Source organism: Streptomyces sp. NBC_00647 (genome assembly GCF_045207245.1).
GTDB lineage: Bacteria > Actinomycetota > Actinomycetes > Streptomycetales > Streptomycetaceae > Streptomyces.
Genome location: NZ_CP109040.1, coordinates 9,104,088 through 9,125,578, shown reverse-complemented (window position 1 = coordinate 9,125,578; position 21,491 = coordinate 9,104,088). Strand labels below are relative to the sequence as shown.

At 69.1% G+C, this 21,491-nt stretch carries 14 protein-coding genes and 2 pseudogenes; 5 read left to right on the top strand and 11 right to left on the bottom strand.

Features of this window, described 5'->3' with window-relative positions; genetic code table 11:
• Positions 1-687 precede the first annotated feature (687 nt).
• The 3 genes and pseudogenes from OG788_RS40070 to OG788_RS40060 all read left to right on the top strand — a co-directional run bounded on the left by OG788_RS40070 (position 688) and on the right by OG788_RS40060 (position 3,818).
• Positions 688-1,695, top strand: a complete 1,008-nt coding sequence (locus tag OG788_RS40070) for a DUF2278 family protein (protein WP_406375848.1) — start codon at positions 688-690, stop codon at positions 1,693-1,695.
• 544 nt (positions 1,696-2,239) lie between these two features.
• Positions 2,240-2,875, top strand: coding sequence for a VOC family protein (locus tag OG788_RS40065; RefSeq protein WP_406375847.1), 636 nt, complete (start codon positions 2,240-2,242; stop codon positions 2,873-2,875).
• A 117-nt stretch (positions 2,876-2,992) separates the two neighbouring features.
• Positions 2,993-3,818, top strand: a pseudogene (locus OG788_RS40060) (IS5 family transposase).
• Between the two features lie 76 nt (positions 3,819-3,894).
• On the opposite strand, the pseudogene OG788_RS40055 reads toward OG788_RS40060, so the two are convergent.
• Together OG788_RS40055 and OG788_RS40050 are read right to left on the bottom strand one after the other, a co-directional pair.
• Positions 3,895-4,476: pseudogene (locus tag OG788_RS40055) on the bottom strand (transposase family protein); the annotation flags it as partial.
• 74 nt (positions 4,477-4,550) lie between these two features.
• On the bottom strand, positions 4,551-7,187 hold the full coding sequence (locus OG788_RS40050; RefSeq protein WP_406375846.1) for a hypothetical protein: 2,637 nt from the start codon (positions 7,185-7,187) through the stop codon (positions 4,551-4,553).
• A gap of 358 nt (positions 7,188-7,545) precedes the next feature.
• Between OG788_RS40050 and OG788_RS40045 the strand changes: the two genes are divergently transcribed.
• Entirely contained in the window at positions 7,546-8,766 is a 1,221-nt protein-coding gene (locus OG788_RS40045) for a metallophosphoesterase (protein WP_406375844.1), read from the top strand.
• Positions 8,767-8,884: 118 nt separating this feature from the next.
• On the opposite strand, the gene OG788_RS40040 is transcribed toward OG788_RS40045, so the two are convergent.
• The 4 genes from OG788_RS40040 to OG788_RS40025 form a co-directional block, all read right to left on the bottom strand.
• Positions 8,885-9,718, bottom strand: coding sequence for a PIG-L family deacetylase (locus tag OG788_RS40040; RefSeq protein ID WP_406375843.1), 834 nt, complete (start codon positions 9,716-9,718; stop codon positions 8,885-8,887).
• A 749-nt stretch (positions 9,719-10,467) separates the two neighbouring features.
• The gene (locus tag OG788_RS40035; RefSeq protein WP_406375842.1) at positions 10,468-10,881 is read right to left on the bottom strand and encodes a peptidoglycan-binding protein; all 414 of its coding nucleotides are present in this window, start codon (positions 10,879-10,881) and stop codon (positions 10,468-10,470) included.
• 283 nt (positions 10,882-11,164) lie between these two features.
• Complete coding sequence (locus OG788_RS40030) at positions 11,165-11,467, bottom strand: protealysin inhibitor emfourin (RefSeq protein WP_406375841.1); 303 nt, start codon at positions 11,465-11,467, stop codon at positions 11,165-11,167.
• Between the two features lie 71 nt (positions 11,468-11,538).
• Complete coding sequence (locus OG788_RS40025; protein WP_406375840.1) at positions 11,539-12,714, bottom strand: M4 family metallopeptidase; 1,176 nt, start codon at positions 12,712-12,714, stop codon at positions 11,539-11,541.
• A gap of 1,442 nt (positions 12,715-14,156) precedes the next feature.
• Here OG788_RS40025 and OG788_RS40020 point away from each other — a divergent pair.
• A complete protein-coding gene (locus OG788_RS40020; protein ID WP_406375839.1) occupies positions 14,157-14,909 on the top strand; it encodes a hypothetical protein in 753 nt (250 codons plus the stop codon).
• 114 nt (positions 14,910-15,023) lie between these two features.
• On the opposite strand, the gene OG788_RS40015 is transcribed toward OG788_RS40020, so the two are convergent.
• The 5 genes from OG788_RS40015 to OG788_RS39995 all read right to left on the bottom strand — a co-directional run bounded on the left by OG788_RS40015 (position 15,024) and on the right by OG788_RS39995 (position 21,400).
• The gene (locus tag OG788_RS40015; RefSeq protein ID WP_406375838.1) at positions 15,024-15,245 is read right to left on the bottom strand and encodes a hypothetical protein; all 222 of its coding nucleotides are present in this window, start codon (positions 15,243-15,245) and stop codon (positions 15,024-15,026) included.
• An 80-nt stretch (positions 15,246-15,325) separates the two neighbouring features.
• Entirely contained in the window at positions 15,326-15,790 is a 465-nt protein-coding gene (locus OG788_RS40010; protein ID WP_406375837.1) for a hypothetical protein, read from the bottom strand.
• A 13-nt stretch (positions 15,791-15,803) separates the two neighbouring features.
• Positions 15,804-16,040 (bottom strand): YncE family protein, encoded by a 237-nt coding sequence (locus tag OG788_RS40005; RefSeq protein ID WP_406375836.1) that lies wholly within the window; start codon positions 16,038-16,040, stop codon positions 15,804-15,806.
• 37 nt (positions 16,041-16,077) lie between these two features.
• Positions 16,078-18,693, bottom strand: coding sequence for a cytochrome D1 domain-containing protein (locus OG788_RS40000; protein WP_406375835.1), 2,616 nt, complete (start codon positions 18,691-18,693; stop codon positions 16,078-16,080).
• Between the two features lie 73 nt (positions 18,694-18,766).
• On the bottom strand, positions 18,767-21,400 hold the full coding sequence (locus OG788_RS39995) for a beta-propeller fold lactonase family protein (RefSeq protein ID WP_406375834.1): 2,634 nt from the start codon (positions 21,398-21,400) through the stop codon (positions 18,767-18,769).
• Between the last annotated feature and the right edge of the window lie 91 nt (positions 21,401-21,491).

The window sequence follows — 21,491 nt, the reverse complement described above, 5'->3', positions numbered from 1 at the left end:
CCTGGCGGCGGACGTCCGGGACCTCGCGCCGGTTGTCGTACGGGACTTGGTTGTTGAAGGGGAAACGGTGTGCGTCGTGGTCGGCCTCCTAGCGCCGGCGACGCGGACTCGCGCCAGACCTGGGGCGCCAGTGCCTGTGTCTCCATCGTGCGCCCGGAGCCGAGGGCGGGCCAGTCGGCGGACGGCTCTTGCCTCTGCGGAACTCCCGCCGTGCGTCGGCCATTTGGCGTGCCGCGGCATGCCCCAGGCGGCCGCCGACGGCTGCGGTGGACAGGCCGGACCAGGAGGGCAGACGATGGGAGTAGTGCTGGCCGGGGCGAACCCGAAGTCGTCGACCCCATCCTGATCAGCCACGCCCTCCCGGCCCGCGTCGAGGAGGCCTCCCCACGCCGAACACCCCCTGCCGTCGGTCGACGCCGACCCCACCGAACGTCGGGACGAGCCCGTCTCCGGCCACGCCCTGTTCTCGCCGCATGTCCAGAGCGGAGAGTCGAAACCCGGCGCTCCCATGGCACTGCCCGTGCAGCCGGACCTTGTCATCCGCTGGCCAGGACGGGGCCGACACCGGTCAGCCGCACGTGACCGCAGCTCCGCCGTCGCAGCGGGCAAACCCTGCACCAAGCCACTCCCGCCGGCACGACCCACGCCGGGCCGCGCCGTTCCCATTGCATTCGGAGAGGATGACCCATGCCGTTGAACAAGTACGGGGTGCTGGCCGCCCGCGCCGTCGACCGGCGCCGGGAGGGATCCAGTGACACTCCGCATTACCAGATCCACCTCACCGACGGCACCGGTGCCCACTACCGGGCCGCGGTCAATGTCGAGTCCCAGCAGGCCCCCTCAGAGCTGCTGTATCTGGCGGACGACAACTTCCACCACCCCCTCACAGAGCTGCTCCCACCGGCCGGCAGCGGATGGAACGCCCTGCCGTCGCAGCCGGGCACCACAAGCGTCGACTTCATCCGCGGCAATCTCTTCGATCCCGCTTCGATGCGGACTCTCCCGCCCGATCTTCCGGGCGCCGACAACGACCTGGCCGACTTGCTCGACCACTACGTTCAACGGGCCATCGGCGATTCCTCCGCCACCGTCTACGCCTTCGGGCAGAGATGGGGCCCCAAAAAGGCCGAAGAGGACAAGGTGTTCGGGTTCCGGCCCAACGACGGCGTCCACGACATCCACATGAACCAGGGCAACAGCGGGCGCTTCCGCTCCGACAACGGCGTCTGGCAGGACGGCGCCCTGCTCCTGCACCTGCCCGCCGAAGATCGCTGGGTCGCCGTTTTCCTGGCCTTCCAGTCCCAGGCCTGGCACACCGACGACAGCACCGGTCACCCCATCGACACCGCACCGCCCCGCCCCAGCAGCCGCGAGGAACCGCTGCGGATCATGGCTGCGCTGGTCAATCCCGTCGGCCCAGCGCCCGAGGCCGAGACCGTCACCGTACTCAACACCTCCCCTGCCCCCATCAACCTCCAGGGTTGGCAGCTCGCTGACCAGAACCGACAGGCCATCGGCCTGCCCACGGAGCCCCTTCCGCCCGGCGCCGCACTTGCCGTCCCCGCCGGCAACGGGTTCCGCCTCGACGACCGAGGCGGAACCATCACCCTCCTCGACCCCAACGGCCTCAAAGTCCACGGTGTCTCCTACACCGCGCGACAAGCCCAACGTGAGGGCCAGACCATCACCTTCTGACGCCATCAATCCACGAGGATCGGATCCACGTCTGGTACGCCCGCCGACCTGGTACTGCAACGGTCCATCTCGTGGCTGTTGGCCAGTCGGGCGTATCGCCCGGCTGGTGAGGTGGGCGGTCATCACCTTCGAGGAACGGTTCTGCGCGGCCACCGTGCGCCGGCTGTCAGCGCCGACGCGGTCCCGGCTGGACGATGTGACCTGCAGCCGGTGCGAGCCGGACATGAACTTGCACCTCGAATTGGCGGCCGCCACGGCGGCGGCCAGGGTGCCCGGCCCTAGAGCCTGTTTCTTGGAAGTGCGGTGCGCATGGTGCTGCATGCCGGATCGAAATCTTGTGGCAGCAGCGCTCGCCCCGCAGCGGCTGATCGAGCGGGTCGCGGGCCTCGACGAGGCGGCAGCGCTGCTGCCTGGCTTCGACCGGGCCTCCCCCGCCGGGATGACGAATGATCGATCCGCTCCACGGCTGAATCCACAGCGGACGCGGCCGGGGCGGAGGGCGTGGCGTGGGGATTTGTACGGGTTGTCGGGTCATGATGGCGCAGTGCGACTTGATCACGTGTCCTATGCGGTGGCCCGCGACAGCTTCGTCTCGACCGTCCAGTGGATCGGATCGGCCCTCGGCGCCGGGTTCGTCGACGGGGGCGTACACCCGCGATTCGGCACCCGCAATTTCATTCTCCCGCTGAGCGGCGGCACCTACGTCGAGGTCGTCACCACGCTCGACCACCCCGCCGCCGACCGCGCACCCTTCGGCCGGGCGGTCGCGCGCCGCGCCGCCGAGGGCGGCGGCTGGCTCGGTTGGGTGGTCTCCGTCGACGACATCGCCCCGGTCGAGGCCCGCCTCGGCCGCACCTCGGCCGAGGGCCACCGTGTCCGCCCCGACGGGTTCGACCTGAGGTGGAAGCAGATCGGCCTGCTGGAACTGCTGGAGGACCCGCAACTGCCCTACTTCCTTCAGTGGCTGGTCCCCATCGAGGAGCGCCCGAGCGCCGACCCGCGCACCTCCACCACCATCCACGGGGTCTCCATCGCCGGCGACGCCGCCTCCATCGCCGAGTTCCTCGGCGAACCGGCCGACCACCCCCTCGACCAGATCGACGTCACCTGGGTCGAGGACGAGGAACCGGGCCTGGTCTCGGTTGAGTTCGCCACCGCCCACGGCCCGGTCACGATCTGACCAGGGCCCGACTACCCAGCGGGAGCAGCCGGCTGGTGTCTCCTGGCTAGCGGGTGCCTCTTTGATGGGTTGGTCAGTTGATCGGATGTGTCTGCCCGATGAGTGATCACTGATGCGATGTGGGGCCGGATCGAGCCGCTGATGCCGGCCGATCCGGTCCGTGGACAGCGGTGGGCTGATCACCGCCGAACGCTCGAGGCCATCGCGTGGAAGTACCGCGCCAACTCGCCCTGGCGGGACCTGCCCGACGAGCTCGGCCCGTTCCAGACCGCCCACAAACGGCTGATCAGATGGGCCGTCGACGGAACCTGGCAGAACATCCTGACCGCCGTGCCGGCGGCCGCGGACGCCGATGACGACATCGGCTGGAGCGTCCCGGTCGACTCCACCGTCGTCCGCGCCCACCAGCATTCCGTCGGAGCATGCAAAAGGGGGCCGAAGGCCGCAGCGAGCCCGCCGACCACGCCCTCGGACGCTCACGCGGCGGCCTGACAAGGTCCACCTGGCCGCCGACGACCGTGCACGGCCCCTGGCCCTGACCGTCACCGCGGGCCACGCCGGCGACGCACCCGCCTTCGAAGCGGTCATGGCCCGCATCCGCGCGCCACGAAGCGGGCCCGGCGGGCCCCGAACCGGCCGTTGGCCGTGCTCGCGGACCGGGCCCAATCCTCCCGTGCCATCCGGTCCCACCTGCGACGACACGGGATCCGCGCGGTCATCCCGCAGCCCGTCCGACCAGATCGGCCACCGCCTGCGGCGAGGACGCCGAGGCGGCCGCCCGCCCGGCTTCGACGCCGAGATCTACAAGCAGCGGAAGAGCGTCGAACGCTGCATCAACCGCCTCAAGCAGTGGCGCGGCCTGGCCGCACGATGCGACAAACTCGCCATCGCCTACCAGGAAGCACTCCACCTCGCCGCCATCCTCATCCGGGCACGACGCTGACCAAAGAGACAGAACCTAAAGCGCGTTGCAGAACGCCGTGATTTTGCAGGCCAAGGCCCGATCGCGACTGTTCTGATCACGCGGCCAGGGCGAGATTGTGCGTGCGGGCGACGGCCTGGACCGCGTGGTGAAGGCCGTCGCCGTGCTGTCGGCAGTCGCGGAGGATCTTGTAGTTCTTCGGCCGGCCGATCGCATGCTCGACCCGCGCACGGACTCGGCGATGCTCGGCGTTGTCGGCTTCCTCGCCGGCCGGCAGAGCCCGGCCGGGTCGTTTGCGGTGCGGGACGACCAGGCCCGTGTTGATGTAGGCGCCGTCACCGAGCACGGTGACGCCCTGACACCGCTGCGGCAAGCCGGAGTCGCGCCACACATGGGCATCGGCCCTGTTGCCCGGGGCCGGGCGGGCGGTGGCCACGACCAGGCGCGAGTCGGCGTCGATGATGACCTGCACGTTCGCGGAGAATCGGTAGTTGCGGCTGGAGGCACCGACCTTGCGGTCGCGGACCGGAATCTAGGTGCCGTCCACGATCCACAGCCGGTCCGCAGCATCGACAGGACGGGCGGCCGGCTCGAGCGCGAGGAGGGGCCCAAGCCGCTGGATGACCCGACACACCGTTGCAGGCGAGATCCCGAACAGTGGCGCGAGCTGCGCGTCTGTGTGAGGCACCAGACCGCCGCCGGGCCCCATGCTCCCGAGACCTCCGCCCCGGTGGCCCCCGGCCGGCCAGGGAATCAGAGATCCACGACGGACAGGGTGTCCGACCCGGTGTTGGTCACATGCGCGTGCCGCCCGTCCGGGGCGAGGATGACTCCGTGGGGCGCCTTCCCCGTCGGGATCGGCGCGCCGACGAGCTCGCCGGAAGCAGTGTCCACGACCGCCAGGCATCCGACAGCCGGGAGGGTGACGACGAGGGTCCTACCGTCATGGCTGACGGCGACACCGTGCGGGGCCCCGGGCAGGAGAATGCGGCCCTTCACCGTGAGCAGGACCGTGTCGACGACCAGTACCTCGTCGGCGCCGGTGTCGGCCACGTACAGAAGCCCGCCGCCCGGCGGGAGGGCCAGGCCGAGGGGAGAGACACCCGCGGCGACACGGGGCCCGCTCACCGCAAGGGTGGCCGTGTCGATGACGGACACGGTGGCGGAGCTGGCATCGGACACGTACACGCTCCTCCCGTCCGGGGCGACGGCGAGCCCCAAGGGGGTGCCGTCGACAGTCACCGGTGAACCGACGACCGAGAGGGAGGCGGTGTCGAGGACGACGACGCGTCCGCCGATGGTGTCCGTGACGTAGAGCCGCGTTCCGTCCGGTGACAGACCGAGCGCACCCGGCTGTCCGCCGACGGGAACGGAGGCTCCCGTCACCCTGTCAGCGCTGGTGTCGATCACCGACACCGTGCCCGCGCCGGACTCCGCGACGTACACGCGATGTCCGTCCGGGGACACCGCGACGCCCATGGGACGGCTGCCCACCGGGATGCCGGTCGTCAAGGTGTCGACGACCGAAACGGTCCCCGCCTCCGGGTTGGCGACGTAGGCGCGCCTGCCGTCGGGGGTGAGTGCCACCGCCCCGGGCCCCGGGAGCAAATCCGATCCCGTCGCTGGAGGTTGGCCGACGCAGATCCGCTCGGTCATTGTCCTGGTCCCGGTGTCGATCAGACACAAGATGGAGGTCTCGCCTGCGACGACGTAGAGGCGGTCTCCCGCCGGGCTCACAGCGACTGTCCTCGGCCCTCCGTGGACCGGGATCGGCTCCCCCGCCACCGTCCGGGTCCTCGTGTCGATGACGACGACGTGCTCGAACGGACAGGCGACGTAAAGGCTCCCGCCGTCCGGGGACACGGCGAGGCCGGCGGGAATGTGGCCGATGTCGACGGTGGCCGTCACCTCTTGGGCGAGCGTGTCGAAGACCGAGACCACCGAACTGTCGGCGATGTACAGCTCGCGTCCGTCCGGGGACACCGCCAGAGCGCCGGGGAAAGCGTCGAGGGCGACGGGCTCACCGGTCATGGCGAGCGGGTCGGTGGTGAACACGGCGAGAGACGGCCCGTGGACACTCACGTAGAGGCGGCTGCCGTCACGCGACACCGCGATGTCCTGGGCGTCGGTCGGCACGGGCGCGGTACCGGTGATCTCGCGGGTGGTGGTGTCGATCGCGGACACCTCGCCGTGCCCGAGGACGTACACGTGCCGGCCGTCCTCGGGCACGGCGAGCGCGACGGCGTCCACACCGACCTGGATCGTCTCGAGTACGTCGTCGGTACGGGTGTCGAGCACCGTCACGGTGCCTGCGCCGGTGTTGGCGACGTACACGTGGCGGCCGTCGGGGGTGAGTCGTACAGCGTTCGGGCCCGGGCCGGCGTCGATCTGCCGTTCGCGCGGACCGACAACGGCCACCTTGTCGTCGCCGGAGGCGGTGACGTACACGCGCCGTCCGTCCGCATGCGCGGCCACGGCCTCCGGTCGTGAAGGCACCGGTGCCGACACCACCCGGGTGTCGAACGGCAGCAGGAAGTCCATGTCCCGCGCTGTGGCATAGCCGCGCAGTCCGTCGGGGGTGAGGGCCAGGCCGAAGGGCGGAGCCCCGAGCGGCAGTCTCCTGCGGACCTTCAGCGTGCCGACATCCAGTACCGCGATCGAGTCCGCCTCCTGCAAGGACACGTACAGGCGTTGCCCGTCCGGGGACACTCCCAGGTCGGCGGGGAAGGGACCGACCGGGACGACGGCGTCGACGGTGCGGGTCAGCGCGTCGATGACGGTGACGGTCCGGCTCTGGAAACCGGTCGCGACGACACGGCGGCCGTCGGGCGTGACGAGGAGGCTGATGGGGTCGCTGTCGACCGGGACGGGTGTGCCGACCGGCTGTCCGCTGTCCGTGGCGATCACCATGACCGCGGACACCACGGAGTCGGACGCGTACAGGCGGCTGCCGTCGGGAGAGACCGCCAGGGCGTCTGGGTGGCCGTTCGTCGGGATCCGGCGGATCTCCGTGTCCGAGTCTGTGTCGATCACCGAGATGAAGCCCCCGACGGAGGCGCTCGCATAGACCCGCTTCCTGATCGGGTCGAGCGCGATGCCGGCGGGACGTTCACCGACGGAGACGGTGCTCGTCACGGCTTTCGTTCCGGTGTCGACGACGGACACGCCCAAGGCGGTTGCCACATGAATACGGCCGCCGTCGGGAGTGACAGTCATCTGTGCGGGTGACTGGCAGGCGATGGAGTCGGTCACGTGGTGGGTGTGCGTGTCCACCACCAGCACACTCCCGCCCTTGGGGCTGGAAACATAGACGTGTCGGCCGTCGGGGGCCATGCACAGCGCCCACGGCGTCATGCCCAGGGCAATGGGTGCGGTACTGGAGTCGCCCACATCCTCAGCATGGAACCGAGCCCCGGCACCCGCAATCGGGGCGGCCACTCGCGACCGGGCCGGCTCACAAGTCCACCGCCGTCACCACTGGACGGCCTCCGGATCCGCCTCGAAGCCGTCTCAGCGGCTACGACCAGCGGAGAGTCGCTCTGCGTTCCGACAACGTGCCGGACTTCGTCCATACAACGTGACACCCGTGAATCGCCATCTCATACCAGAGCATGCGGATGCGGCCCTCAGAGAGATGGCATCTTGCAGCGCCTCAAGTCGGCCGGATGAAGGCACTGTTGCCCTGCGGCCGGCCCGAGGACGACCGGATACAGTGCGCGAGACGGCAGCCTGACCAGAGAGGGGAAGCGTGACCGACACCAGCGATACCCGACCCGCCGACAGTGAAGCGCAAGCGCCGCGGCAGAGCCGACTGCACCGCCTGATGCGCTACATCCCCCTGATCGCCCCCGTCCTGCTGTGGGCTGTGCCCTGCTGGGTGCTCCTGCACACCGGCCAGCACTGGTCGCTGCCCGTCACACTGCTCGGCACCGCCCTGTTCGCGCTCGGCCTCATCGGCATGCCGCTCACGATGGTGCGCGGCCACGGCCGGCGTCAGCAGGACCGGGCGGCGATCGTCGGTGACACCCTGCTGGGCATCAGCTGGGTTCTGTTCACCTGGTCCGTTCTGCTCGGCGTCCTCCTGCGGCTTGCCCTGATCGTGGCCGGCGTCGACGAGAGTCAGGACCGGGCCCGAATCGTCACTTGGGCCGTCCTCGGCGTAGCCGCCGTACTGCTCGCCTGGGGGTACGCCGAGGCCCGCCGCGTGCCACGCGTGCGCCGACTCGACGTGCAACTCCCGCGACTGGGTGCCGGGTTGGACGGCCTTCGCGTCGCCCTCATCACCGACACCCACTACGGCCCACTCGATCGCGCTCGCTGGTCGGCACGGGTATGCGAGACGGTGAACACTCTGGAAGCCGACCTGGTCTGCCACACCGGCGACATCGCGGACGGCACGGCCGAACGCCGCCGCGCCCAGGCCGCCCCACTCGGTACCGTGCGGGCCACCCGGGCCCGTGTATACGTCACCGGCAACCACGAGTACTACAGCGAGGCCCAGGGCTGGGTCGACCTGATGGACGAGCTGGGCTGGGAGCCGCTGCGCAACAGTCATCTGCTGCTCGAACGCGGAGGCGACACCCTCGTGGTCGCCGGCGTGGACGACGTCACCGCCGAGTCCTCCGGCCTGGCAGGCCACCGCGCCCACCTCGCCGGAGCTTTGAACGGCGCCGACCCCGACCTACCCGTCCTGCTCTTGGCACACCAGCCCAAGTTCGTCGACCGGGCGGCAGCCGACGGCATCGACCTCCAACTCTCCGGCCACACCCACGGCGGCCAGATCTGGCCCTTCCACCACCTGGTCCGCATCGACCAGCCCGCCGTCGCCGGCCTCAGCCGCCACGGCAGCCGCACCCTCCTCTACACCAGCCGCGGCACCGGCTTCTGGGGCCCGCCGTTCCGCGTCTTCGCCCCCAGCGAGATCACCCTGCTCGTACTCCGCTCCCCGCACCTGCCCACCTCGCCGTAGCACCGGGCGGACCAATACCTCCGCTTGGAGCCGTCCGCGAGGGAACCGGGCAGCCCGTCGTCCGATCCGCCCGGCTCGCGCCGTGCGCTTGGTGCACTCTCCCTATCGGGCGAGCGGATCAGCGCAGTCCGGCGAAGAGATCGTTCTCGGGCGCCGCCGCGCCGGTGGGATCCTGGACACGTACGAAGGTCTCCACGCCCATCAGCTCACCGAACCTCTCCTTGCCCATCTTGAGGAAGAAGATGTTCTCGCCCTGGCTGGCGTGCGCGGCCAGCGCGTCGAACTTCTGACCGCTGAACACGGTGGTGTCCACCCACGTGGTGATCTCGTCGTCGGGCAGGCCGATCTCGGCCATCGCGGCGGCCTCGGCGGGATCCGGCTCCGGCATGTCCTCATGGAACTCGCGCATGATCTCGCCGAACCGCTGCATCATCGAGCGGGGCATCGTGGTCCAGTACAACTTCGGTGTCAGCGCTGTCATCTCCAGCGCCGCCATCGTGATGCGGTGGGCCTGGATGTGGTCGGGGTGGCCGTAGAAGCCGTTCTCGTCGTAGGTGACGACCACATCAGGCCGGTAGTGCCGCATGAGTTCCGCGAGTCGAGCCGCGCCTTCCTGCACGGGGGTCTGCCAGAAGGATCCGGGGGCGTCGTTGCTCGGCCAGCCCATCATCCCGGAGTCGGCATAGTCCAGCATCTCCAGATCGCTGACCTTCAGTACCTCGCAGCTCCCCTCAAGTTCTTGACGGCGCATCAAGGCGACGGCCGCCGGATCGTGTCCGGGATCGCCCGGCTTGACACCCCCCGGTCCGTCACCGCAACCGCCGTCGGTACACGTCACGAGAACCGTGCGGATGCCTTCCGCCGCGTACCGCGCGAGGACCCCTCCGGTTCCGGTGGCCTCGTCGTCGGGGTGGGCGTGTACTGCCATGAGCGTCAACGGCCGGTCAATCACGAAACAGTCCTCCTGCAGAATTCCCTGTGGTCCAAGTGCGCGGCGGGCATACCGCGACCCCGAGGCCCGGATCCTGGCGGACGACCTTGCGGTCTCTGTTCCCCGCCCCTGTGGCGCCGGTCCCTCGATCGATGCAACCGTGCCAGCCCGACCGACTGTTCCCGGCGTGGCCGCGCGGCTGTCCAGGCGTCGGCGCGTGAACGCGAACGGGGTACAGGCGCGGCCTGCATGTCTCGGCACGACGTCAGATCATCTCGTCCAGATCTGCGCGACGCCGACGAAGGCTGAGCACTGGCCCTGGAACCCGCCGATGCCTCGATCCGGCGACTGAGTGTCGCGCTTCCGACTTCGTGGGTGGGGCCGGTGCCATCTCCGAGCGGGCGCACGCAGCCGTCGATACGGATATGAGGTGGCAGAGCCGTGCGCTCAGCAGGTCCAGCTGTCCGAGGAGGTGGCCCGACAAACTGCTTTCGGACGACCGAGCGGCAGCGCAGTGTCACCTTTCACCGCGCTGCCTGAGGAAGCTCGCAGGGCATCTCGCGCAGGGGCAGGCCCCGCACGACCGGCCGGACGGACGTGTGGACGGCCGTACACATGGCCACGCTGGCCTGAGTGCTTCAGAGGGCTGTGCCGAGGATCAAGCTGTCGCCATCAGTGTTGCGGTGAGCGTCGCCGAACCAAGGCCTACGAAGGGCCGTTGCAGGCCCATGGGCGCCTGCCCAGCTCAGGAACCTGCAACACGGGGCCTGTCAACAGAACGGAGCGTCCGGAGAGTTGGCCCAGAAGGAAAGGAAGGACCAGGTCTGTGCTCCGACAAGCCCGTCGACGACAATACCGGCACATTGCTGGAATTCCTTCGTCGCGGTCCTTGTGAACTGCCCAAAGACCCCGTCCTCGTCCAGGCCTGCACCGATTGCCTGATTCAGGTAGCACTGAGCTTGTTGGACCGCACGCCCGGACGAGCCTTGCTGAAGGCTCGGTCGACTCTTGGTGTAGTTGCAGACATCATCCGGGCCCTGAGATACGAGATTCTTTTGATTCGTCAAATGGTGCACGACTTGAACACCCGAAGCCGAATGCGCAGAAGTTCCAGTGGACGCAGCAACAGACGGCGCGCCCGCCAGGGCAATTGGAAGAGCCAGGGCCGCTGCGGCGGTGAACACACGTCGCATCCTCATCGCCTCCAAGGAGAGAGAACCCCCTTTTCATGATGCCCTTCTCGCACGCCGGTTGCATCTCAGGATCCTGAAGGTGCGGTGCGTCGCAAACGGCAGAATGCACTCCGTTCCAGCGCTGTTGACAACCCTTTGTGAGGGGCCGTCAGCAGGATGGGGCCCCTCACATAGTGCTCGAGTCACAAGGTGCTCGAGCGCCACCAGCGCGCGGGTGACGCTCACCGGCGTGTGTCACCGCTGCGCGTCGCGTGTCACTGCTGCGCGGCGTGTGTCACTGCTGCGCGGCGTGTTTCTCAAGCCAGCTCAGCAGGGCCGCGAAGGCCGGGGTCATGGTGGCGTCAGACCGGGTCAGAGCGGTCGAGTGACCGCCGTCCTCCACCGTGATCGTGTAGCTCATGGCGTCCCTGGCGCGGTCGGACCGCTTCTCCTCGGCCTCAGGGACGGCTGCCGCCACCAGCCGGTCCAGCTCCCCTGCCGTGTTCTCGGGCAGGGCATCGGTGTCCAGCACCTTGGGCGGGAGGCCCAGGCGGATCGCAGCCGCCTGGCCTCCATAGGTTTCCCAGGTCACCTTCATCGGGCACACCCTCCCAGCCGGCCGACCGGCACTCGTCGCCGCTTGTGGTCGCCCGCGTCGACCGCCGTCGGTCACTTGCCCTTCAGTGCGGTCACGTCCTTGGCCAGCCCCGTCACCTGGGCGGCCAGTGCGCCGATCTGCTGGCTCACCGTTGTCAGGCCCTTGTCCCCGCCCGCGCCACCGTTCCGGCCGTTCCGGTTGGCAGCGAGGCTTCGTGCCCGGGCGACGCCTGCCAGGATCCCGCTGATCTGGATGCCTACATCCTGCCAGGCCGCCAGTACGGCCAGTTGTTCGGCGCTGTCGTCACCGAACAGTTCCGCGGCCTTCCGGTAGGTGGTGTTCGCGAATTCCTGGAACTGCGTCTCGGCGTTGGAAGCCTTGAGCGATTCGAACCAGATGAGTCCGGGAGCCTCCCACGCAAATCCGCCGATGCGCGTCGCCGTCAGGAAGAACGCCTTGTTCGGGATGCCGGAGTTGACGTGCACCCCGCCGAGGTCACCCCTCTCGGTGTCCGGCAGTTTGACGAAGTGTTCCATGTGGTCGGGTTGGGGGTCCTTGCCGAACAGGTCGTTGTCGTACGCGTGCCCCGGGGCCTTCATCGATCGCAGGGCGTCGGCGTCGATTCCCGGAGTGAAGATGTCAGGACCGATCAGCCAGTCCGCCTCATCGACCGACTGCTTCAGCGACCACTGTTTGACCAGCGACCCGAAGACGTCCGACATGGATTCGTTCAGGGCCCCGGACTGGTTGTGGTACTTGAGTCCCGCAGTGAGCTCGGTGACTCCGTGCGTCAACTCGTGCCCGATCACGTCGGTGGATCCGGTGAAGTCGGAGAACAGCCTTCCGTCCCCGTCACCGAAAACCATCTGCTGCCCGTCCCAGAAGGCGTTGTTGAACCTCTCGCCGAAGCGGACGAACGCGTCCAGGCGCATGCCCTCGCCATCGATCGAGTTGCGGTTGAACACCTTCCTGTAGAAGTCGCGTGTCGTTCCGAGTCCGTCGAACGCACGGTTGACGGACGCATCAGCGGACTCCGGTCCGTCCTCCGACCGGGCGAGAACAGCCGAAGCGAGGAGCGTGCTGTGCTTGCAGTCGAAGACGGTCCGTCGGCCATTGCCGGGCGTGGCCAGGCCGGCGAAGGACGCCCGGACGCCTCGCTCACCCCGCAACCGAGCGGTGGTCATCAAGGTGTTCAGCGCAACCTGGCGCATTTCGCTGTCGTCAGTGCTCAGGAGCTTCTCGAGCAAGTGTGGGGGGATGATGCAATTGAGGTGGCTGGTCCTGGTCATGGGACACCTCGCGTACATGAGGAGGGGCGGTGAAATCTCACTCATCGGATGTTGTTGCGTGGATTGTTCTCCGCGTTTCAGGACAATCACGCCGGCCCCGACTGGAGCTCGCCTTCGTCGATCGTCCGCGCCGGAGGCGGCGCATCGACGGTGTTGATCACCAGGCGGACGGGTTTTGCTGTGACCGGACCATCGCGTCTGTCGCGCCGGACAACACCTGCTCCGCGTCTCTGGACGGCGAGGTGAATTCCGGGATGCCGGCTCAGCCGTGCAGCGGGCGGTTTCACCGTCTGCTTCGTGCACATGACCGAAGAGGTGAAAACCGCGTCTCCTTCGAGTATCCGCTCGGTGTCGACGACCCGCACTCCGAGCGAGGCCCTGCTTCCCACCGTGGCGCAGACCTGGCCAGTGGCCCTCCCCGGGCATCAACTCCTGTGCGTGCTCGTTCACTTCGGACGCGATGCCGAGGGGCACCACCATGCGTCCTTCTGCACGAGCTCATGTGATTGCCGAGGCAACAATGTCAGTGACGAACCGTTCAAGGGTTTCGCTGATGCTCCGCCCAGCACGATGCCGACCTGAAGTCCGGACGTCCCCGGCAAGTCGACCGCGAATCCAGCCTGTTCGAGTGCCGTGGCTCTGCGCATGCTCGTCGTGGCGGACACGAGCGGGGCGCAGGGGACACGCAAGGACATGACCTCGATCCCGGCGCGCGCCCCAGGGGAAACGTCGTAGCAGTAAGACCCGTTCGGAAGCGAGCGGGGCCACGGAGCGGGGGCACCCCAGTACGGGCAACTTCGACGACCACGCCGTTCCGCCCGCGGCACCACAAGCGCCCTGTGAGCGGGCTTCCGCCTTCTCCATCGTCCGCCCTGGGTTGCGCTTTCGCATCCTGGGATGTAAGCGAATGCCTTTCGACTTCTGATAGTTGAAGCGGACACGGAGTGTGGGTGACGCGAACCGCTCACTGAGCCACTGATAGCCGGTCGGCTCCGCAATACGGTCGGCATTCACGACCTCTTCGGAGAGGAGGGGACACGGTTTGCCCTGAGCCGGGCGCCTGCTTCCGTGTCACGCTCTCGTCAGGGCGGCGCCGAGTCGGACTGTCAATGGGCTCCACGTCATCCTTTACAGCTTGAGGGCTCGGAACGGGCGGCAAGTCGTTGACGGAGGAATACATTTGACGGCTCAATCGTGAGGCTTCTCGTTCAACTTGGTCGCATCGCGCCCCGGCGTCCGTCCCTCAACTGACTTTCCCTTCGCGGACCTTAGTCCCGATGCCGACAGGAAGTTCACGCAGGATTGGATATCCTGAAATGAGGGGATTCAACGAGGCGACGTTCGACGCCTCTGTCCGGGGGTCTCCACAGGACGTGCGCGACAAGTGTGGGAGCGACGCCATGCATCTCTCGCCAATCGAGATCAAGGTCAACATCGAGGACGACGTGGCGGCGGCGCTCGAGGTCCTCGGCGCATCGAGCAGTGCGATCACCACGCGCCGAATCTGGTTCGCCGAGGACCAGGAGGGCGTCGCCCAGGGACGCGTGCCCCTGCTGGACGCCGGCGTGATCGTGAGGTTCAGGATCGGCGATGGTGCGGACGACCTGACCGTCAAGTTGCGTCCATGCGTCCGGGAGCAGCTGGTCGGCCGGTTCTCCGCTCCGTTCGACGCGGATCCGTTCGAGTACAAGATCGAGGAGGACTGGTCGGGGAAGAATCGCGTGCTCTCCGCTTCGCTGGTTCATGATCACCCGCCGGGGGCGCTGTCTGGTGTGGCGGAGCCCGGAGCCGATCCCGCCACGATGATCGACGCCGTACAGGACCAGTTCCTGCATGCCTGTGTGCCCGTCGTCCGGCTCGGCAGGCTGGTCGCGCTGGGGCCGATTCACTCGACGAAGTTCGACGACGTCCAACTCGACGACCTGGAGGTGGACCTGGAGGCGTGGTCGGTCGCCGGTCTGGACTTCCTGGAGGGGTCGATCCGGGTGAAGCCGAAGGACGAGGATGATCCGGAGAAGCTCACAGCGCGGGCCGAGCACAGGCAGCGAAAGCTGGAGGACGCGATGCGGGACCGTGGGGTGACCCTCTCCGAGCATCCCGAGAGCAAGACCCGGCGCGTCCTCACCACTCTGGCAGGGGCCGGGCAGAGCTGAGTCTCCCCGGCACGAACGGCCCGGTTCGCCTCTTGCCGGAAGTCATCCGCCGGCCGCGCGGGACCGCCTGGCCGGTGGGCGTCCGCTTCCACGTGGTCAACGCGATGGCCATGCTCAGGCGGGAAAGATCACTCGTTTCCCGTGCGCTCGCACCGACCGGCCCGGTTCGGTGATCAGCCTCCGCGCCCTCTTGTCCGACACCTCGTGCAGCCCGGCGACGGTCTCCGTTGCGGCGCAGCTCAGCGCGACCAGGTCACCGACCCCCGCCTCGTCGACTTCGGCCGCCCCGATGTCTCCGATGCCCCGGATCGAGGTGAGCGGCAGGCCTGTCCGCACCCGCGACACGACGACGGGGCCAGGAGCCGGTGCCGGCCGGTCCCGGATCCGCAGGCGCGGCCAGGCCCGCAGCACTGCCTCTACTGGACGCGCAGGATCGCGTTCTTGGTAGGGGTCCCGAAGGAAGCCGTCCCGTCCTTCGACGAGGCCGGCTGCCGGTCGGCGTCGACCACCCCGTTGGGATCCTGGGCGGACTTCGTGAAGGTGAACTTCGCCTTGAATGCGACACCGCTGACGACGAGCGGTTCCTCGGAACCGCTCGTCGTCGTGTCCACGGTCTTCCGGGACTTGTTGGCGTCCTCGAGTTCGAAGGAGATGTCTCCGCCGCCAGCGACCGTGAACGTTCCGGCGACATAGGTGAATGCCGCTTTGAGCTTCTTCTCGATGTCGTCCGGCACACATGCGGGCACGCCGCGCACCCGCGCATGCGGGCTCGATCCCACGATCGGGAGAGGAGTGGGCGGGACGAGGGTGTACATCGCCCCGGTGTCCTCCGGGGGCTTGATCGTTACCTCGTCGCCTGTGACGATGACGAACTCGCCCATGGGCCGGACCTCCTCACCGGTCATCACTCACAGGTCCACCAACGACACCGTGTTCGAGGCGGTGCCGGCGACGTACGCCCTCCGCCCTTCCAGGGCAGGCGAAGGTGCTCGTGACCTTGTGGGTGGCGGTGTCGATCACGGAGACGGTCTCGTCCGAGTCGGTGACGTAGAGCTTCCGCCCGCCGGGTGCGAGCGCCGGTGCGAACGGAACGTGGCCCGACGGAATCGGGGTGGTGCTGAAGTCGGCCACGTGTCCCGGATGAAGCCGCTACTGGCGGCCTGTAATTTCACCAGTCCACCACCGATACGGTGTTGGAGGCGGCGTTGGTGACGTAGGCGCGGCGGCCCTCGGGCGCGAGTGCGAGGCCGTGCGGTCCGCTGCCGGCGGGGATGGGGATGCCGGTGGTCGTGAGCGTGGTGGTGTCGACCACGACCAGGGCCTTCCTCGCCGGGACGGTGACGAGCAGGTTGCGGCCGTCGCTGCTGATGGCCACGCCGTGCGGGGCGCCGGGCAGGGAGATGGACCGGACGTCCGTCGGCGCCCCGGTGTCGATGACCAGGACCGCGTCCGCTCCGGTGTCCGTCACGAACAGGCGGGACCCGTCCGGGGTGAGAGCCACATCGAGCGGGGCCACGCCCGCGGGTACGGGAGCGCCGATCACCGTACCCGTGGTGGTGTCCACGATCGAGAGGGTGCCGGCGCCGGACCCGGCCACGTACACGCGCCGGCCGTCGGGGCTGACGGCCAGCCCCGCCGGGGAGCCGCCGACAGGGATCGGGGCTCGGGCTTCCGTGCCGGTCACGGTGTCGATGACTGCCACGGAGTCCGTGGCGGGATCGGTGACGTAGAGCCGCCCGCCGTCCGGACTCGGGGCCACGTACCGCGGCGAGCCGCCGACCGGCACTGGTGGGCCGGCCAGCTGCAGGGTCGCGGTGTCGATCGCGTGTACGGTGCCGGTCGCCGCGTCGGCCACGTAGGCGCGCCGGCCGTCGGGAGTCACCGCCACTCCCAGGGGCTGGCCTCCGATCCGGACCCTGGTCGTGTTCGTGTCGGTCACCGAGACCGCGCCGGCGGTGGGGCCGGTGACGTAGGCGCGGCGCCCGTCGGGACTGAGCGCGAGCGCCGTCGGGGCGAGGCCCGCCGGGATCGTCTCGATCCGGGCACGGGTGACGGTGTCGAACACGTGGACGGCCCGGGAGTGGACAGCGGCGACGTACAGCCGGCTGCCGTCCGCGCTGAAGGCCAGGCCCTGCGGGACCTGGAGGACCGGGATCGGCTCGCCGTTCACGGACTGGGTGGCGGTGTCGATGACGGTCAGGTTCGCGGCTTCGGCGGAACTGACGCAGACACGCCGCCCGTCGGGGCTGACGGTGAGGAATCCGGGGCGGCTGCCGATCTGGATGGTAGCCGTCACGGTGCGGTCGACCGTGTCGATGACGGAGACGTCGTGACTCAGTACGTTCCCGGTGTAGAGGTGCCGGCCGTCCGGTGTGACGGTCAGGTCCTGCGGACTCTGGCCCACGGCGATCGGTTCGCCGAGGAGGCGGAGCGGGTCGGTGTCGATGACCAGGACGGTCTCCGTGGCCATGTCGGTGACGTAGAGCCGGGCTCCGTCCGGGGACACCGTCACACCGCCCGGGTCCTGCACCGGCACCGTGCCGGTGACCTGCCGTGTGGCGGTGTCGATCGAGGAGAGTGTCTGCGGCGCGCCGACGTAGAGCCGCCGGCCGTCGTGGGACAGGGCCATCACGTGCGCGCCTTCGACATCGATGGTGTCGGTGACCTTGCCCTCGACGGTGTCGACCACCGCGACGCCGTGGCCGTCGTCGAGGACGAACGCGTGCGCCCCGTCCGGGGTCACGGCCACCGCGCTCGGGGTCCGGCCCGCGGTGATCCGGAGCGGGCGGGTCTGGACGACCGTGACGGTGCCGTCGGCGGCGTCGGTGACGAAGATCTGCTGACCGTCCGGGGTGATCGCCGCCTCCTCCGGACGTTTGCCGGCGGGGACGGTGACCGTCCTGGTGTCGAAGGGCAGGACGGACATGCCTCCGAAGTCGGCGGCGTAGGCGCGGTGTCCGTCGGGGGTGAGGGCCATCGTTCCCGCGCCGCTGTCGAGCGGGAGGGTGGTGACGAGCGTCAGGGTCTGGGTGTCGAGGACCGACACGCCGCCCATCTCGTTGCCTACGTACAGGCGGCTGCCTTCCGGGGAGATCACGGCATGCCGGGGGAAGGAGCCGACTTCGACCGTGGCGATCACGGTGCCGGCGGCGGTGTCGATCACAGAGACGGTGGCGTCGTCGTGGTTGACGACGAAAGCGCGGCGGCCGTCCGGGGTCACCACCACCGCGAGGGGCATCCGGCCCACCTCGATCGGCGTCCCCACGACCGTGTCGGTCTCCGTGGCGATCACGTGCACGAGGCCCTCGGACAGACGGTCCGTCACATAGACGCGCCCACCGTCCGCCGTGACGACGGCGGCGAAGGGTTCCTCACCCACCTGGACGGTCCGGATCACCTGGTTCGACGCCGTGTCGATGACGGCGACGCCGCCTGGCTGGATGGTGACGTACAGGCGTGTGCCGTTCGGGGTCATCGCCAGTTTCGCCGGCGCGAACCCGGTCGGGATGCTCCCGGTCACCGTCATCGAGTCCGTGGCGACGACCGACACCGAGTCCGTCTCACGGTCGATGACGTACAGGCGACCGCCGTCGGGGCTGAGCGCCATGTCCGTGGCACCGGAGCAGACCGTCCGGTGCGCCACCGTGTGGGTGGCGGTGTCCAGCACGAGGACGGTTCCGGTGTCCACGGGACCGGAGACGTACAGCCGTAGGCCGTCCGGGGAGACAGCCACGCCGTCCGGGGTCATGCCGAGAGGGATCGGGGCGGTGCTGGGGTTGATCACAGACTCAGCATGGGACTGCCTCGAGCCACCCGCAATCACCACCGGGCGGCCAACCGGGTGGAGTGTCACATCGTCAGAGATCGACGGACGTGAGCGTGTTGGAGGCCGCGTTGACGACGAAGGCCTGCCGTCCGTCGGGCGCGACGACGACACCGTGCGGGCCGTTGCCTACGACGACGGGCGGGCCGACCGCTGTCACAGTGGTGGTGTCGATCAGGGCCAGGCCGCGTGCCGTGGGGACGGTGACGAGGAGGAGCCGCCCGTCGGGGGAGAGCGCAAGACCGTGAGGGGATCCGGGCAGTGGCACGGAGGAAGTCACCTCCAGGCTTCCGGTGTCGAGCACGAGTACGGCATCGGAACCCGAGTCGGTCACGAAGAGTCTGGCACCGTCAGGAGTGAGAACGAGGTCGAGCGGGGCGACTCCGGCCACGGCGGTGCGGGTCACCGTGCGGGCGGCGGTGTCGATCACGGTGACCGTGCCCGCGCCGGGGCAGGCGACGTACAGGTGAGAGCCGTCCGGTGCCACGGCCAGCCCTGCGGGCGAGTTGCCGACGGGGACGGGGGTTCCCGTCACGGCGCCGGTCACGGTGTCGACCACGATGACGGTGCCGGAGTCGGAGTCGGTGACGTAGAGGCGTCCCGCGTCGGGGGCGAGGGCCACGGCCCGGGGCCGGCCTCCTACGGAGATCGGGGGGCCGGACACCTTGAGGGCGTCCGTGTCGATCACGGACACGGTGCCGCTGCCGGAGTTCGCCACATAGGCACGTCGATGGTCCGGGGTCACGGCGACGCCCAGTGGCTGGTCGCCGACCCTGAGCCGGGTTGCATGGGTGTCGATCACCGTGACGAAGTCGGTGTCGGGGCCGGTGACATAGGCGTGCCGGCCGTCGGGGGTGAGGGACACGGTCGCCGAGGTCCTGCCGGACGGAATCGTCTCCAGGAGCGCGCGGGTGGCGGTATCGATCACGTGGACGGTGGACGAGAAGGACGCCACGTACAGGCGGCTGCCGTCGGGGCTCACGGCGGAACCCTGTGGGAAGGGCCGGACCGGGATCGGGGCTCCGCTCAGTGTCTGGCCGACGGTGTCGATGACCGCCACCCCGATCAAGCCCGCCCCGGTGTCCCCGCGGCCGACACAACTGACGTACACCTGTCGCCCGTCGGGACTCACGGTGACGAACTGCGGCTCCCCGTCGAGCTCGACCGTGGTCGTCACCGCGCGGGCGACGGCGTCGACCACCGACACACTGCTGGACCCGGTGTTGGCGACGTAGACGTGCCTGCCGTCGGGAGTGATGTCCAGGCTCCGGGGGCTCTGCCCGACCGGGATCGGATCACCGACCACTTCGAGGGGGCTGGTGGCGATCACGGTGACCGTGCCCGTCGTGGCATCGCTGACATAGAGACGGGCCCCGTCATGACCGACCGTCACTCCCGACGGGTCCGGCAGCGCGAGCGTGCCGGCGACCTTGCGGGTGTCGGTGTCGATGACCGAGAGCTCGCCGGGCCCGACGACATACACCTGCCGCCCGTCGCGTGACATCGCCAGGGTGCTCACCGAACCGACGGGGACGGTCTCGGTCACCTGGCGCGTGGCGGTGTCGATCACCGACACGTTGTTGGATCCGCTGTTGGCGACATACGCCCGCAGGCCGTCCGGGGACACGGCCACCGCCGCCGGCAGCTGACCGGCGGTCGTCTGGGTCTCGTGCGTCTCGATGACAGCGACGCTGTCGGCCCCGGCCTCGCTGAGGTAGATTCGCCGGCCGTCCGGGGAGAGCGCCACACCTTCCGGGCGCTTGCCGACGGGCATGGTGAGGGTTCTGGTGTCGAAGGGCAGGACGAACCGCTCCCGGAAGGCGGCCGCGTAGAGGCGCTGCCCGTCGGCGGTGAGGGCCATGTCGGCCGGCGGGCCCGGGATGCGGGTGGTCCTGATCACCCGCAGGCTGCCGGTGTCGACCACGGAAATGCTGTCGTCCCCGGCGTTGCTGATGTAGGCGCGGCCGCCGTCCGGGGAGATCATCACCTGTTTGGGGAAGTCACCGACCTCGATGACGTCGGTCACGGCACCGGCGACGACGTCGACCACGGACACGGTGGCGTCCTGGCCGTTGACGACGAAGGCCCGTCGGCCGTCCCGGGTCACGGCCACCGCCCGGGGAAACTGCCCCACCGGGATGGGCGTCCCTGTCACGGTGTCCGTCCTGGCGTTGATCACATGGACGGTGGCGTCGGACAGATCGGTCACCAGAACGCGCTCGGAATCGGCCGTCACCGCCACGCCCAGGGGGTCGCCGCCCACAACGATGGTACGGATCATCTGGTCGGAGGCCGTGTCGATGACCGCCACCTCGTTGGAGCCCATCGTGGCGTAGACGCGGGAGCCGTTCGGCGTCACGGCCAGCCCGAAGGCAGGAGCGGTGGTGGAGACGCTGCGCACCAGGGTGTTCGTCGCCGTGTCGATGACCGACACCGTGGCCGCCTCGCTGGTGGCGACGTAGAGACGGCCGCCGTCGGGCGTCATCACCATCGCGCCCGCCCCCGGGCAGTCGATTCTGCTCAGCACCGTATGACCGGCCGTCTCCAGAACGAAGACGAAGCCGGTGCTGTCGGAGCTGCTGACGTACAGCCGCCCTCCGTCCCTGGACAGCGCGATGCCACGCGGCCTGAGCTCGAGCGGGATGGGGGCGACGCTGGTGCTGATCATTCCTCAACCGTGGGACGGGGCCACAAGGACCGCAATCGCAGGCGGAGCGGATGTGACCGCCTGGCCTGCCGCGCTCCCCAGGACGTGTGAA

Excerpts from the sequence above, each read along its gene's own strand:
- OG788_RS39995 (WP_406375834.1), bottom strand. The coding sequence starts at position 21,400 with ATGATCAGCACCAGCGTCGCCCCCATCCCGCTCGAGCTCAGGCCGCGT.
- OG788_RS40030 (WP_406375841.1), bottom strand. The coding sequence starts at position 11,467 with ATGAAGGTGACCTGGGAAACCTATGGAGGCCAGGCGGCTGCGATCCGC.
- OG788_RS40010 (WP_406375837.1), bottom strand. The coding sequence starts at position 15,790 with ATGGGCGAGTTCGTCATCGTCACAGGCGACGAGGTAACGATCAAGCCC.
- OG788_RS40020 (WP_406375839.1), top strand. The coding sequence starts at position 14,157 with ATGCATCTCTCGCCAATCGAGATCAAGGTCAACATCGAGGACGACGTG.
- OG788_RS40070 (WP_406375848.1), top strand. The coding sequence starts at position 688 with ATGCCGTTGAACAAGTACGGGGTGCTGGCCGCCCGCGCCGTCGACCGG.